Source organism: Dactylosporangium maewongense (assembly GCF_039531485.1).
GTDB classification, from domain to species: Bacteria; Actinomycetota; Actinomycetes; order Mycobacteriales; family Micromonosporaceae; genus Dactylosporangium; species Dactylosporangium maewongense.
Genome location: NZ_BAAAQD010000051.1, coordinates 36,453 through 51,283, shown reverse-complemented (window position 1 = coordinate 51,283; position 14,831 = coordinate 36,453). Strand labels below are relative to the sequence as shown.

Here is a 14,831-nt window from a genome sequence, read left to right as displayed (position 1 = left end):
GTCAACGACCAACCGCGCGCACGCGCGGTTCACGGAAGGAGTGCCCAGGGCCAGCATGGCGCCGTCAGTAGGGGATGATGCAGACAGGCGGGGGCAGCAGCGGCAACTGCTCGGCAGCGGGATGCTACTACTCTTCATTGCTCTGATCGGCTGTTTCACCGCTTGGGGCATAGCGCAGGACCTGACCACGCCGATGGTGGCAGGCTTCAAGCGCATCTTCGAGATGAGCACCTTCCAGGCGTCGCTCGTCCAGTTGGCTTACTTCGGCGCGTACTTCCTGCTCGCGCTTCCGGCGGCCTTCATCAACCAGCGTTTCGGCTACAAGACGGGAATCCTCACCGGACTGGGGCTGGCGGCGCTGGGCGCCTTCCTCTTCTACCCGGCGAGCAAGATCATGACGTACGAGGCGTTCCTGCTGGCCCTGTTCGCGATGGCCGCCGGCTGCTCGATCCTGGAGACCTCCGCGAACCCGTACGTCATGTCGCTCGGCCCGGAGGAGACGGCGACCTGGCGGCTGAACTTCGCCCAGGCATTCAATCCGTTGGGGACGAACATCGGTGTGCTGCTGGCTTCGACGCTCATCCTGCCCAAACTCGTGGACCCGGTGGACATCTCGTCACTGAGCCCAGCCCAGCTGCACACCGTCCGCGCGGGCGAGCTCGGCGCCGTGATGGCCCCTTACCTGGGGCTGGCCTTCCTCCTGCTGCTCATCGCCGTCGCCATCGCGAGTCAGAAGGCGCCGCCGATCATCGAGGAGTTCCCCGATGCCGGCCCGCACGTCGGCGGCACCGGTCACCTGTTCGGCGTGCTGTGGCGCAGCAAGCGCTACCGCTTCGGGGTGATCGCCCAGTTTGCGAACGTCGCAGCTCAGGTGTGCACCTGGACGTTCCTGATCCAGTATGTACAACAGGCACTGGGCGGCAGCCTGCAGAAGGGCGGCGCCTACCTTCAGGTCAGCTTGCTCGTCTTCCTCGGATCACGCTTCCTGATGACGTGGGTGATTGGTCGCGTGCGCGCCACCAAGGTGCTCGCCGTGCTGGCCTTGCTGGCGGTGATGCTCTGCGTGTTCGCGATATCGAGTCCCAACCTCGCCGGGGTCCTCGCCGTGGTCGCCCTGTCCTTCTGTCTGTCTCTCATGTTCCCGACAATCTACGGCGTTGCCCTCAAAGGGCTCGGGCCGGCGACCAAGTTCGGCGCCGCCGGCCTCGTGATGGCCATCGTGGGCGGCGCGATCATGCCCCTGCTCCAGGGCAAGCTCGTGGACCAGACGAGCGCGGCGACCTCCTTTGCCGTCCCAGCCGCATGCTTCGCCGTCGTCGGGCTCTACGCCCTCTACGACCTCAGGGCCGCGCCCGGATCCGTCCGCGGGAGCACCGAGTCGGGCCTGCCCGGCGATGCCGGGCCGAGCACCGTCACCGGGAGCGCGGCATGAACCGCCAGCGCCGCGCGGTCGCGGTAGTCGCAGTCATAGCGCTCGCCGTGGCCGGCTGCGGCGCGCAGAAGCCGACGAGCGCCACGACGGACACCAAGCAGCTCGAGGTCATGTCGTGGTGGACCTCCGGGTCGGAGGCCGCCGCGCTGAACGTCCTCTTGTCCGCCGTGCACCAGACGAATCCGAATGTCGACGTCGTCAACGCCGCGGTCGCAGGCGGCGCCGGGTCACAGGCGGTCGTGGCGCTGGCCAAACGGCTGCAGCACGGCAACCCACCCGACGTCTGGCAGACCTTCACGGGCAAGTCCGTGCAAGGCTACGCCGACCGCGGCGTCATCCGCGACGTCACGTCGGTCTTCGCCGACGGTGACCTGCGCGCGACGATGCAACCGACCATCCTGCGTTCGCTCATGCACGACGGCAAGCCGTACGGGGTGCCGACGGGTGCCCATCGCAGCAATATGCTGTGGTTCAACACCGAGCTACTCAACCGAGCCGGCGTCGCGCTGCCCTCCAGCGACTACACCCTCGCCGCGTTCCTAGACAGTCTGCAGAAGGTCAGGGCCTCCGGAGCCACCCCGCTGTGTCTCGGCGGCAAGGACCCGTTCACCACCGTCGAGCTGTTCGAGAACGTGCTGCTCAGCACCATCGGGGTGAAGGGCTGGCAGGACATGGCCGGCGACCGCCTCAACTGGCGCAGCGCGCAGGTGCGGACGGCGCTGCGGACCTTCGGCGACATCCTCGCGTACGCCGATCCCGAAGCCGGTACGTTGACCTGGGACGCGGCGACAAAGAAGCTCGCCACCGGTGGTTGCGCCTTCGAGTCCCTGAACGACTCCGCGTACGGCGAGCTGGTCGCCGATGGCGCACGGGAGGGCAAAGACTTCGGAGCTGTGCCGTTTCCCGGCACCGGCGACAGCTTCCTCGCGGTTGTCGACGTCTTCGTGGCCGCGACCAGGGCCAGGAACGCCAAGAACGCCCTTGCCTTCCTCAGCGACATCAGCAAGCCGGCGACCCAGATCCCGTTCAGCAAGGCGAAGGGGTCAGTACCGGTGCTCCGGAACGTCGACACTTCGTCCCTGTCCGCCTACCAGCGCGATGCCTCGAAGAGCCTCTGGGGCTCATCGGTGCTGCTGTCGGTCGCTCACGGCGAGGCCATGAGCCCGGAGTTCCAGGAGGGCTTCTACGACGCCGTGTCGAACTACGTACGCACCCACGACCCGGACGCCTTCGCCCGGGATCTCGAAAACGCGGTCACCAAGGACAAGATCCCGCCACGCTGATGCGGGGGTCAAGCTTTGTTGCTCACACGATGCTTGATCCTGTGGGACTCGTATTTCCAGTCGGTACGTCCCCGAACCGCGTCGGCGGCCTGCCGATCGGTGAGGTTCCTCTGCGAACTGCAGCACCGTGACCATCGCCAGCTGCCCCGGCGAGCCACGGATCCCGAACGCGTCGATGAACGCCCCGTCGGCGAAGACCTCACCCAGCTCATCACGCACCCGCATAGCGAGGTCCCTTTCCGGGACGCCGCTTCGGCCACAACAGCACCCTCGCCATGGCGGTCAGGGTGTGTAGAACTGGGCCACGATGCGATCCATCAGTGCTGCGCCGGCTGGTTGGTCGCTGACCAGCCGCCAGTGCTGCATGGTCGCCACAGGCAGGAGCGAGAGCAGTTCGACGTCCGTGCTCGCGGATATTTCACCGCGGGTGATGGCGCGTTCGACGATGGTGCGCAGGCTTTGTACGAGCGCTCCGGTCATACCGGCGCGGAACGACTCGCGTAGCTGCGGGTTGCTGGCGGTCTCCCCGCTGACGGCGGCCAGAGCCTGCGCGCCGCGGTTCTTCCCCTGCAGCAGCGCGTGCAGGAAGCGTCGCATGTCCTCGGCGAGGCTGCCGGTATCGGGGATGTCGGGAACCACGTCGGCGTGGCGCTGCATCGCTTCGGCGACCAGCGCCGCCTTGTTGGGCCAGCGCAGATAGACGGTCGCCTTGCTCACCTCGGCCCGCACCGCGACCTGTTCCATGGTCAGGCCCGCATAGCCGACGTCGGCCAGCAACTCCACCGCCGCAGCGAGTACCGCAGTATCTACACCAGGATCGCGGGGACGGCCCCTGCGCGGCCGCGGCGCCTCACCGGTCTGATCGGCCATCGTCGCCTCTTCTCCACCCTGCCACTCTTTACTAAACGCAAGCGTCTGGATAATCTGTGCCGCGACGGTATTACCAGACGGACCGTTTAGATAATACGTCAGGCATCGGTGAGGAATTTTGTCATGTTCGAGGCGTTGGCGCGGTTCGCTGTCCGGTTTCGCTGGCTGATCGTGGTGGCATGGGTGGCCGGGGTCGCCGGTGCGGTGGTGGGGCTGCCGAGCCTGTCCAGCGTCATCCAGACGAACAACGCCCAGTTCCTGTCGGCCAGCGCGCCGAGCCGACAGGCCGCCGACCTGGCGGCACCATTTCAGGGGGCCAGCCCGGCCGCGACCGCGATCATCGTCGCGTCCCGCACCGACGGGCCGCTCACCGCAGCCGACGACGCTGCGTTCTCGCGGGTGCTGCTGGCCGCCGCGACCATCACGGATGTGACCTCGGTCCGCGATCAGGGCACCTCGGCCGACGGGCAGGCCCACCGAGCTTTGATCGTGACCGTCCCCAACGGACCAGGCAACGCGCCCAACGCCCGGCTGGTCACCGCGGTACGCGACACCTTCGCCGCCGCCTCCGCACCGGCCGGGCTGACGTTTCACCTGACCGGCCCGCTGGCGCAGACCGCCGACGCGGATACCGCGTCCACGCAGACCGGCGACAACATTCGCAAATTCACCCTGCTGTTCGTGATCGTGCTCCTGTTCGTCGTGTACCGCTCACTGCTCGCACCACTCGTCACGCTGATTCCACCAGTGCTGGCGCTGCTGCTGGCCGGGCCTGTGATCGGTCAGGCCGGGCAGGCCGGACTGCCGGTGTCACCGGCCATCCAGCAACTACTGGTGGTGCTGCTGCTCGGCGCCGGCACCGACTACGGCCTGTTCCTGGTCTTCCGGATGCGCGAGGAGATCCGCCGCGGCCGGCAACCCCGCGAGGCCCTGATCGCGGCGATGGGCCGGGTCGGGGAGTCGATCACCTTCTCGGCCATCACCGTGATCGCCGCGCTGGCCTGTCTGGCCGCCGCCTCCTTCGGCCTGTACCGCGGCCTCGGCCCAGGCTTGGCCATCGCCCTGGCCGTGATGCTGCTGGCCGCATTGACGCTGCTGCCGGCGCTGCTGGCGATCGCCGGGCGGGCACTGTTCTGGCCCACCCGCCCCGCCGCGGGCCAGCAGAGCATCGGGATGTGGGGCCGCATCGCCGCCGGTGCGATCCGACGCCCGATCCCCGTCCTCGTCGCCGGGGTACTGCTCTTCGGTGGCCTCACTGCCGGCTTGAACGGATTCACCACCAGCGGTTTCACGTCCAGCAGCCCCGCCACGGCCAGCGACTCCGCCGCCGGCAGCGCCGTGGTGGCCATCCACTTTCCCAGCCCCACCAGCAACGGCGAAATACTGCTATTCCGGTTCGCCGACCCGGTCTGGCACAACCCCGACGCGCTGCAACAAGCCCACCAACGACTGTTGACGGCCGCCCCGGTCAGCGCCCTGACCGGCCCGCTCAACCCCAACGGCACCACCATCACCGCAGCCGACATCACCCGCCTGTACGCCAGCCTGGGCCCCACCGGCAGCCTGCCGCCGACACCCCCGGCCGGCATCACACCCAGCCTGTACCAGACATACCGGGCCACCGCACAATTCATCAGCCCCGACGGGCGCACCGCACGCTTCGACGCCATCCCCGCAGCCGGACCCGCCGGCAGCCGCGCCGCGATCGATGCCATCCCCACCCTGCGCACCACCGTGGCCGACATCGCCACCGCCGTGGCCGCCACCGACAGCGGCGTCGCCGGAGTCGACGCGACCGCCTACGACATCTACACCACCTCCACCAACGACTTGGCCCGCCTGATACCGATCGTGCTACTGGTCATCGCCATACTGCTGGCCGTCCTACTACGCAGCCTCATCGCGCCGATCTATCTGATCGTCACCGTCGGCCTGTCCTACCTAGCTGCCCTCGGGTTCGCCAGCATCGTGTTCGTCCACCACGGACACAGCGACGGCCTGAACTTCATCATCCCGATCCTGCTGTTCATCTTCGCCATGGCCCTCGGAGAGGACTACAACATCCTGCTCATGGCCCGCGTCCGTGAAGAAGCCCACCGATACCCGCTCCACGAGGCACTAACCCGAGCCGTCGCCCGCACCGGCGGCACCATCACCGCCGCCGGACTCATCCTCGCCGGCACCTTCACCGTCCTGGCCATCGCCGGCAACAACACCCAAGCCCACCAACTCGGCTACACCGTCGCATTCGCCGTCGTGCTCGACACCTTCTTCGTCCGCACCCTCCTGGTGCCCGCCTCAGCCGTCCTGCTCGGCCGATACAACTGGTGGCCCTCCACCCTTTCGCGCACCCGGACCACCGACACACCCCCGACCTCGCCGCAGCACGGCCCGCCGTCGCCGCCTCACGCCCGCCGAGCGCGACTATGAGCGGCGACAGCGGTAGGTCGAGGACCGGGCCGGCCGTGCGCCAGGCCTGGGAATGGGCGGCTCCCATGAAGGCGTGACCGACCATTCCGATACCCAGTGTGGGACAGAGACTCGTCGTCATGTGAAAGGCCCGTCACTGTCTTCTGCTCGGAGTCAGGACGTATCAGGTCCGGTCCCCGGTCCAGGCCGCTTCGAGGATCGCGGTCAGGCTGGCGGTGTCGGTCGGGCCTGGATGGTTCTGGATCAAGCGGGTGATGCCACCGGCCATCTCCGCGAAGCGCGGGAGGTCGGCGCGTGCCACGCCGATGTCCGCCAAGGTGGCAGGGATGCCGATGTCGGCAAGGAGCCCGTCGAGCCAGGTGAGGAACGTATCTGCGCCCTCGGCATCCGAGGCGTCGGTCACGTCGAGCCCGCACACCCCGGCGAGGATGGTCAACCGGTCGCCGATGGCATCCCTGGCCGCGTCCAGCGCGTAGGGCAGCAGCAGCCCGACGCCCAGGCCGTGCGGCGTGTGGGTGGCTGCGCCGATGAGGTACTGGAAAGCGTGCGGGGCCGCGTTGCCTGCGTGGGAAAACGCGAGCCCGGCGAGCATGGACCCATAGGACATGTCTGCGCGCGCGTCCGTGTCGCCTCCGTCCCTGACGGCACGGCGCAAGCTGCGGGCGATCCGCTCCGCGGCCAGGAGCGCATAGTGATCTGTGATCGGGTTGCGGCCGAGGAAGACCTGCTCCACCGGGTCGCGCGGTCCGTGGGCCCGGGGTCGCGCGGTGAAGCTCTCCACCGCGTGACAAAACGCGTCGATGCCGGAGTGGGCGGTGACGGTCGCAGGGCAGGTGTAGGTGAGCTCGGGGTCCACGATGGCGAAGTCGGGCACGATGTGGACGCTGGAGACCCCCACCTTCAGCTCGCGGTCCGGGTCGGTCAACACCGAGACCGGCGTGAGCTCCGAGCCGGTGCCTGACGTCGTCGGGACCGCGACGAGAGGAATCGTCGGCCCCGGCACCTTCGACTCGCCGTAGAAGTCGCGCGGCGTCCCACCGTGGCGCCGGATGACGCCGACGATTTTGGCAAGGTCGATCACCGTGCCACCCCCGATGGCGAGGATCACGTCGGCGTCCACCTCTGCGGCGACCGAGACGGCCAGGGCGACATCGGCGAGTGGCACGTCCGGAGTCGCGTCGGCGAACACCGCGACGACCTTGACCTTCTCCCGCACGGCGGCCACGATCTCGGCCACGCCCGGCTGCCCCAGAAGAATCCGGTCGGTCACGATGAGGACTCGCGAGCCACACTCGGCCACCACTCGCGGGATGTTCTGCGCGACCCCTTCGCCCACTATCAGCTGGCGTGGTCCGCGGACGGTCTCAAGCATGTCGGTGCCTCTCGGAACGTCGGCGGTGCCGGCCGGTCAGGTCATGTGTGCACAGGGCGCGGTGATCCTCGGCGGACACCCGGATCAGCAAGCCGGTCACGGTAGGTCGATCGCCGCGTAGGTGACGTCGAGGTACTCGAGGATGCCCTCGTGCGACCCCTCCTTGCCGATCCCGGACTGCTTCACGCCTCCGAACGGAGCTGACGGGTCCGAGATCAGACCACGGTTGATGCCGAGCATCCCCGTCTGTAGCCCCTCGGTGAACCGGAGCGCCCGCTGGAGGTCACGGGTGAAGACGTATCCGACCAGGCCGTATTCGGTGTCGTTGGCCTTCGCCATCACCTCGTCGTCGGACGTGAACGACATGATCGGCGCCACCGGGCCGAAGATCTCCGCCTCCAGCATCCGCGCGTCTTCGGGCACGTCGACGAGGACCGTAGGCGGGTAGAAGTGGCCCGGCCCATGCGGACGCTCGCCGCCCACCAGGACACGGGCGCCGCGATCGACCGCGTCGGCGACGAGCTCGTCGATCTTGGTGACCGAGGCCTCGTCGATCAACGCCCCGACGTCCACGCCGTCGTCGAGACCATGGCCCACCGACAGCGCGCCCATCCGCTCGGCGAAGCGCGCCGTGAACTCCTCGTGCACCGGCTCCTCGACGTAGATCCGGTTGGCCGCGATGCAGGACTCCCCGAGGTTGCGCATCTTGGCCACCATGGCACCGTCGACCGCGACGTCCAGGTCCGCATCGGCACACACGATCAAGGCCGCGTTACCGCCCAGTTCCATGGAGGTGCGCAGCACGTTGTCCGCCGCCTGTCGCAGCAGCACGCGCCCGACCTCGGTCGACCCGGTGAACGAGAGCTTGCGGGTCCGGCGGTCGGCCAGCAGTGCTGAGACCACCTCGCCGGCACGCTTGGTGGTCACCACGTTGACGACGCCCGGGGGAACGCCGACCTCCTCCATGATGCGGGCCAGGAACAGCATGGTGAGTGGTGTCTGGGCCGCTGGCTTGGTGATCGTCGTGCAGCCCGCCGCCAGCGCGGGAGCGATCTTGCGGGCACCCATGGCCAACGGGAAGTTCCAGGGCGTCACGAAGACGCACGGTCCGACCGGCTTCGGCACGGTGAGGATGCGATATCCACCAGCCGGAGCGGTGTTGTAGCGCCCCTCGACGCGCACCGCCTCCTCGGCGAACCAACGGAAGAACTCGGCGCCGTAGGCCACCTCTCCCCGAGCCTCGGCGAGCGTCTTGCCCATCTCGAGCGTGATCAGCCGGGCGACCTCCTCGGACCGCTCGGTCAGTGCCCGGTACGTCGCGGTCAACAACTCCGACCGTTTCCGCGGCGGGGTCGCCGCCCACTCCGCCATCGCCGTGCTCGCCGCGTCCAGAGCGGCGAGCCCGTCGACGACGTCGGCGTCCGCCACCTCGGCGATGGTCTTGCCGGTGGCCGGGTCCTCGACGGCGAAGGTGGCTCCGCCGGCGGCGTCGCGCCAGGCGTCGCCGATCCGGAGCCGCCGGTACTCGGGGGCCAGGACGTACATCGGGTCACTCATTGCGCCGCCTCCTGTGACGTTCTTTGGTGATGTCCAGCGCGAGCTCAGCGTTCGCGCCACGCGCGTTGACGAACGGGTTGCCGGGCGGGTCGACCGTGGCCGTTGCCCAGGCCGCACGGCGACGCCCCGCGCCACCGATCGCTTGCTCGGGCCATGGCCGCTTCGGCGTCATCAGGCCGTGCTCACCGGGGACGCGGTCCGCCGGGCTCGATTGCCACGTACGGGCGCATGGTGACGTCGCCGCTCTACGCGGTTACCTCCCGGCCTCGGACAGCGCCAGTCCGGTGTCCGCATCGAACAGGTGCGCACGGTCCAGGTCGACCGTGACGAGCAGCCGCTCGCCCGGCGTACCGGTGACGGTGGGTCGTGCCTTGACCTTGAGGATCTCCGTCCCCACTCGGACGTCGACCACCGTTCGGTCACCGAGCGGCTCAAGCCCGTAGAGCTCACCCTCCAACGACGCGTCCCCACGCCGCTCGACGGACAGGTCCTCCGCGCGCACGCCCAGCAGCAGCTGACGACCGTCCTCAGCCGTGGTCCAGCGGGGCCGCGGCAGCGTCCAGCCTTCCGCCCCGACCAGACGATCTCCCTCGGCGTGGCAGGCGAGCAGGCTGATCCGCGGGCTCCCGACGAAGCCCGCGACCCACTGGTTGGCCGGCCGCTCGTACACCTCGGTCGGCGTTCCGACCTGTTGCACCGTCCCCTCCTTGAGGACCGCGACCTGGTCGGCCATGGACAGGGCCTCGACCTGATCGTTGGTCACGTAGACGAAGGTCGCCCCGAGGCTGCGGTGGATGCGGGTGAGTTCGGTGCGCATCTCGACGCGGAGCTTGAGGTCGAGGTTCGTCAGCGGCTCGTCCATGAGAAACGCGCGCGGGCGACGGACCAGCGCCCGGGCCAGGGCGACACGCTGCATCTCACCGCCCGACAACTGCGCGGGACGGCGCTGCAGCAGACGTTCGATGTGCAGCAGACCCGACACCTGCTCGACGGCAGCGGCGATCTCGCTGGCAGCGCGGCGGCGTGCCCGCAGCGGCGAAGCGATGTTCTCGTACACCGTGTGTCGCGGGTAGAGGGCGTAGTTCTGGAAGACCATGGCCAGGTCGCGTGCGGCCGGTTCGTCACCGGTCGCGTCCCTGCCGTCCAGATGCACCGACCCGGCGTCAAGCTTCTCCAGGCCGGCGATCGCTCGCAGGGTCGTCGTCTTGCCTGCCCCGGAGGGCCCGAGCACGACGAAGAACGAGCCGTCCGGGACGTCCAGCGTCACCCCGTCCAGGGCCCGGACCTCACCGAAGGACTTGCGCAGCCCGTGCGCTGCCACGGTTCCCATCAGGCCACCAGCTCTTCCGTGCGCACGTCGTAGACCGTCGGGGTCCCGCCGGAGTGCCGCAGCCCGACCGGTGCGTCAACGGCGAAACGGATGGTCGGTGGCATCCGGACCCGTACGTCGCGCTCGCCGCCGTGGTCGATCACGTAGATGATCTCGTCGCCCAATCCTTCCGCCGCGACCACGCGGGCCGGGACCGAACGTTCCGCGCCTGGTGCCGTGACTTCCAGCGCCTCCGGCCGGACGCCCGCGACCAGGGAACGGTCGCGCGGCAGGCCCGGCGGTGGCGTGAGGACCAGTCCGCCCTGACCGCGCAGCATCCCGTCGGCCACCTCCACCTCGATCAGGTTCATCGGCGGGGAACCGATGAACGCGGCGCAGAACAGACTCGCCGGACGGTCGTAGACCTCCAGCGGCGTGCCGATCTGCTCGACGCGGCCCTTGTTGAGGATGGCGATGCGGTGACCGAGCGACATCGCCTCGACCTGGTCGTGGGTGACGTAGACCATCGTCGTGCCCAGCTGCCCCTGCAGGTGCTTGATCTCTGTGCGCATGTCCGCCCTCAGCTCCGCGTCCAGATTGGTGAGCGGTTCGTCCATGAGGAATGCGCGCGGCCGCCGTACCAGGGCGCGAGCAAGCGCGACGCGCTGCTGCTCCCCGCCGGACAGCCGGCGCGGTCGCCGGTCCATGATTGGACCGAGGCGCATCAGCCTGGCGGCCTCCTCGACCCGCTCGCGCACCTCCGGCTCGGGCAGTCCCTCGGCCCGCAGTGGGAATGCCAGGTTGTCGCGGGTCCTCAGATGCGGGTAGAGAGCGTAGAACTGGAACACCATGGCGATGTCGCGCTCGGCGGGCGGCAGGTCGTTGACCAGCGTGTCGCCGATGCGGATGTCGCCCGTCGTCTGCCTCTCCAGGCCGGCGATGGCCCGCAGCGTGGTCGTCTTGCCGCAACCCGAAGGGCCGAGCATCACGAACAGCTCGCCGTCGCCGATGGACAGATCCACGTGATCAACCGCGACTGTCCCGTCCGGGTAGCGCTTGCGCAGGGCGGTCACCTCGATGCCCGCCATCAGCGTCGCACCGCCCCGAGCGTCACACCGGCGATGAGGTGCTTGCGCACCAGGTAGGCGAAGGCGAGCACCGGTAGGGCGAACACCACGGAGGCGGCGGCCACGAGACCCCAGTCCACAGTGGTGCCACCGATGAGTCCGGCGATGGCGGGTGGGGCCGTCCGCACGTCGTCGCTGGAGGTGAGGAAGATCGCGAACACGAACTCGTTCCAGGAGAAGATGAGTGCGAAGACCGCCGTCGCGGCGATGCCGGGCACGAGCAGCGGCAGGGTGAATTTGCGGAACGCCTGCAGGCGGGTGTAGCCGTCGAGCATGGCGGCGTCCTCGTATTCCGCGGGCACCTCGTCGACGAACCCCTTCATCATCCAGATCGTGAACGGGACGTTGAACGCGGTGTAGATGAGGATCAGGCCGAGCTGGGTGTTGATGAGCCCGACCTGGCGGTACATGAGGAAGATCGGGATCACGACCACCACGGGCGGCATGAAGCGGGTGGACAGGATGAAGAACAGTTGGTCCTTCTTGGCCTTCAGGGCGAAGCGTGAGTAGGCCCAGGCCGCCGGGACCCCCAGCACGGTGGCCAGCGCCGTGGAGACCCCGGCGACCACGACGGAGTTGAGGAACGAGACCGACAGGCCCGAGCGACCGCCGCCGGAGGAGACGAACACGTCCTTGAAATGGTCCATGGTGACGGTGAAGCCGAGGAACTTGGCCGGGACGGCGTAGACGTCCCGGTTCTCCTTGATGGACGTCTCGATCATCCACAGCACCGGAAAGAGCATGACGACGGCCAGCACGGTCAGCAGCGCGACCTCCAGCACGGTGCGGCCCCGACCGCCGAGGCGGCGCGTGGGTGGCGTGTGATCCCGGACAGGACCTGTGGACACGGCGTCGTCGACGGAGACGGCCATCAGTCCTCCTTGAGCTTGTTCAAGTAGCGCAGGTAGAACTGCGTGAGGACGATGACGACGAGGACCATGAGGATCCCGTACGCCGAGGCGGTGCCGGTGTTGAAGCCCAGGAACGCGACCTTGTAGACGTGGAACGACAACGTCTCGGTGGACACCCCCGGACCTCCGCTGGTGAGGATGTAGACGAGGTCGAACTGCCGGAATGCCTCGATGGCCCTGAACAGCACGGCGATGAGCAGCAGCGGCCACACCAGCGGAAGAGTGATGGTGCGGAACCGGAACCACTCGGACGCCCGGTCGATCGAGGCGGCCTCGTACAGGTACTTGGGGACCGCGGTGAGGCCCGCGAGTGCGATGAGCATGATGAACGGGGTCCACTGCCAGGTGTCGACCACGATCAGGGAGAGCAGTGCCGTCCGCTGCCGGGTGAGCCACTCCACCTGCCCCAGGCCGAGCGAGCCGAGCATGCTGTTGACCACGCCGAACTGCGCGTCGAGCATGAACCGCCAGAACAGCCCGACCACGACCGGCGACAGCATCATCGGCACCAGGAACAGCGTGGTCAGCACTCCTCGCCCGCGCGTACGCCGGGAGATCAGATAGGCGATGGTGAAGCCGAGCACGGTCTGCAGGGCGACCGCGCCGACAACGAAGATCAACGTTGTCAAAGTCCTCTGGTGGACCTGCGGCGACGTCAGGATGGCGGTGTAGTTGCCGAACCCGACGAACTCGGCGGGCCCCCCGCGGGTGGCCGAGTAGTCGGTGAAGGACAGGTACAACGTCCACAGCAACGGGAACACCGACATGCCGAGCAGCAGCAGCAACGCGGGTGAGGTGAAGACCACGGCGAGCCCGCGGTCGCTCAAGCGGCGGGACCGGCGGCGGGACCGGCCCAGGGCAGGCGGCGTCGCGGACGCCACCTGCCCGGAGTCGTCGGTCTTCAGCAGGACGGGGTCACTCACAGCCCGCCGCCGCCCTTGCGGTTGCTGGAGTCGAGCACCTTCTGCTGCTCCTTGGCGATGTCGTTGAGCGCGTCCTTCGGCTGCTTCGCGCCGTTGAGCGCCGCGTTCACGTTGGTGTTCTCGATGTCGACGAGGCGCGCGTACTCGGGCACATTCCACATGTCCCGCATCCGCGGCACCGAGTCCGCGTACACCTGGTTGAACGGCGAGGCGTTGAGGAATTCCGGTGACTGCAGCGCGTCCGTACGCGCCGGCACGCCACCGGCCGCGGCCCACTTCTTCTGGATGTCGGCCTGCTCGAACCACTTCATGAAGTTCAGGGCCTCCGCCTGGTTCGGCTTGGCGGCGTACGCCGAGATGTGCATCCCCATGCCGCCGAGCGGCACCAGGTTCGTCTTCTGCGCCGGCAGGGTGGCGAAGCCCAGCTTGGTGAGGATCTGCTCCCGCGTGGTGCCGAGCGTCGACTGCTTCGGGTCGAGCAGGCCGCCGCTCGCGGCGATCCACTGGAACGCGATGCACGCCTTGCCCTGGGCGACCGACGCGTTCACCTCGTCGATGAACCAGTTCCCGGAACCCTTGGCGGTCAACGGCTTCATCTTGTTGACCAGGACGTCCATCGCCTCCTGCCCCGCCTGGTCGTTGAGGACGCCCTCGATCTTGCGATCCTTGGCGTTCCAGAGGTTGCCGCCGTAGACGCCGTTGACCGTGTTGTACGTGACGGCCGCGGCGTCGGAGCCGTTGGCCTGGTGGAACGCCAGCCCGCTGACACCGGGGTTGTCCGCCTGGCACTTCTCGGCAGCCGAGATCATCTGGTCCCAGGTCTGCGGCGGCTTGTCGCCGATCAGGTCCTTGCGGTAGATCATCGTCCACGTGTCGCCGAGCAGCGGCAGGCCGTACAGGCTGGCGTTCTCGTCGCGCTTGCCGGTCTCCGCCTGGGGGAACTGGCCGTAGGCCGCCAGGAGGTACGGGTTGTAGGCCTTGACGTCGATGTTCTTGTTGACGAAGTCGGTGATGTCGAGGATGTTGCCGTTCGTCACGGCCTCGCCGATGTGTTGCGAGTCCAGGATCGCGATGTCGAAGTCGGTCTTGCGCGCGGCGAACTGGGTGAACATCGCGTCGTGCCAGTTCGCGTTCGGCACGGTGTTGACCTTGATGGTGACGTTCGGCCGCTCCTTCTTGTACTCGGCATTCGCGAAGTCTTCCAGCGCATGGGCGGGGGGCCAGTCGAACCAGATGAAGCTGAGGGTCAGCGGGTCCTGGGTGAGCGCCGGGATGCTCGCCGGCGCCTTGGGGGCGCCCGCCTTCGCGCCGCCGTCGTCGTCGCCGCATGCCGCCATGGTCGTGGCCAGCAGCAGGGCCGCCGCCGCGAGCCGCGCCTTCCGTCCGGGGACGGACAGTCGTCCTGTTCGCTGGAAATTCCGCATCCTCTGCCTGCTTTCTGGGTGGGGACTTCGGGAGCGTTGCTGCGTGCTTCGCCGAGCAGGTGCAGGGTGTTCAGACGTATCGCCGGGCCGTCGCCGGGCCTTGCCGCACGCCGGTGGTGGTGGGCCGAGCGGGACGCCGGGCAGGCTCGTGGGAGCCTCAGGTGGTCGAAGTGGTGTGCTGGCGGGCGGGTCC

12 protein-coding genes are annotated in these 14,831 nt (G+C 68.3%); 3 read left to right on the top strand and 9 right to left on the bottom strand.

What is annotated here, in order from left to right; translation table 11 throughout:
* The first annotated feature begins 55 nt into the window (after positions 1-55).
* Together fucP and ABD332_RS56995 are read left to right on the top strand one after the other, a co-directional pair.
* Positions 56-1,432, top strand: a complete 1,377-nt coding sequence (fucP, locus tag ABD332_RS57000) for an L-fucose:H+ symporter permease (protein ID WP_344515028.1) — start codon at positions 56-58, stop codon at positions 1,430-1,432.
* On the top strand, positions 1,429-2,715 hold the full coding sequence (locus ABD332_RS56995; protein ID WP_344515026.1) for an ABC transporter substrate-binding protein: 1,287 nt from the start codon (positions 1,429-1,431) through the stop codon (positions 2,713-2,715). The genes fucP and ABD332_RS56995 overlap by 4 nt, the downstream gene beginning before the upstream one ends.
* A 282-nt stretch (positions 2,716-2,997) precedes the next feature.
* Here ABD332_RS56995 and ABD332_RS56990 read toward each other — a convergent pair whose 3' ends face one another.
* Complete coding sequence (locus tag ABD332_RS56990) at positions 2,998-3,498, bottom strand: TetR/AcrR family transcriptional regulator (RefSeq protein WP_344515024.1); 501 nt, start codon at positions 3,496-3,498, stop codon at positions 2,998-3,000.
* Between the two features lie 210 nt (positions 3,499-3,708).
* Between ABD332_RS56990 and ABD332_RS56985 the strand changes: the two genes are divergently transcribed.
* A complete protein-coding gene (locus ABD332_RS56985; protein WP_344515022.1) occupies positions 3,709-6,015 on the top strand; it encodes an MMPL family transporter in 2,307 nt (768 codons plus the stop codon).
* Between the two features lie 163 nt (positions 6,016-6,178).
* On the opposite strand, the gene ABD332_RS56980 is transcribed toward ABD332_RS56985, so the two are convergent.
* The 8 genes from ABD332_RS56980 to ABD332_RS56945 all read right to left on the bottom strand — a co-directional run bounded on the left by ABD332_RS56980 (position 6,179) and on the right by ABD332_RS56945 (position 14,638).
* Positions 6,179-7,387: an iron-containing alcohol dehydrogenase gene (locus ABD332_RS56980; RefSeq protein ID WP_344515020.1), complete on the bottom strand. Its 1,209-nt coding sequence runs from the start codon at positions 7,385-7,387 to the stop codon at positions 6,179-6,181.
* A gap of 96 nt (positions 7,388-7,483) precedes the next feature.
* Entirely contained in the window at positions 7,484-8,944 is a 1,461-nt protein-coding gene (locus ABD332_RS56975; RefSeq protein WP_344515018.1) for an NAD-dependent succinate-semialdehyde dehydrogenase, read from the bottom strand.
* Complete coding sequence (locus ABD332_RS56970; RefSeq protein WP_344515017.1) at positions 8,937-9,116, bottom strand: hypothetical protein; 180 nt, start codon at positions 9,114-9,116, stop codon at positions 8,937-8,939. Before ABD332_RS56970 ends, ABD332_RS56975 begins: the two co-directional genes overlap by 8 nt.
* 81 nt (positions 9,117-9,197) lie before the next feature.
* Positions 9,198-10,274 carry an ABC transporter ATP-binding protein gene (locus ABD332_RS56965; RefSeq protein ID WP_344515016.1) on the bottom strand — a complete coding sequence of 359 codons (1,077 nt, stop codon included), beginning with the start codon at positions 10,272-10,274 and terminating at the stop codon, positions 9,198-9,200.
* Positions 10,274-11,341: an ABC transporter ATP-binding protein gene (locus tag ABD332_RS56960; protein ID WP_344515014.1), complete on the bottom strand. Its 1,068-nt coding sequence runs from the start codon at positions 11,339-11,341 to the stop codon at positions 10,274-10,276. The genes ABD332_RS56965 and ABD332_RS56960 overlap by 1 nt, the downstream gene beginning before the upstream one ends.
* On the bottom strand, positions 11,341-12,252 hold the full coding sequence (locus ABD332_RS56955; protein ID WP_344515012.1) for a carbohydrate ABC transporter permease: 912 nt from the start codon (positions 12,250-12,252) through the stop codon (positions 11,341-11,343). The genes ABD332_RS56960 and ABD332_RS56955 overlap by 1 nt, the downstream gene beginning before the upstream one ends.
* On the bottom strand, positions 12,252-13,214 hold the full coding sequence (locus ABD332_RS56950; protein ID WP_344515011.1) for a carbohydrate ABC transporter permease: 963 nt from the start codon (positions 13,212-13,214) through the stop codon (positions 12,252-12,254). The genes ABD332_RS56955 and ABD332_RS56950 overlap by 1 nt, the downstream gene beginning before the upstream one ends.
* Positions 13,211-14,638, bottom strand: coding sequence for an extracellular solute-binding protein (locus ABD332_RS56945; RefSeq protein WP_344515010.1), 1,428 nt, complete (start codon positions 14,636-14,638; stop codon positions 13,211-13,213). The genes ABD332_RS56950 and ABD332_RS56945 overlap by 4 nt, the downstream gene beginning before the upstream one ends.
* Positions 14,639-14,831 lie beyond the last annotated feature (193 nt).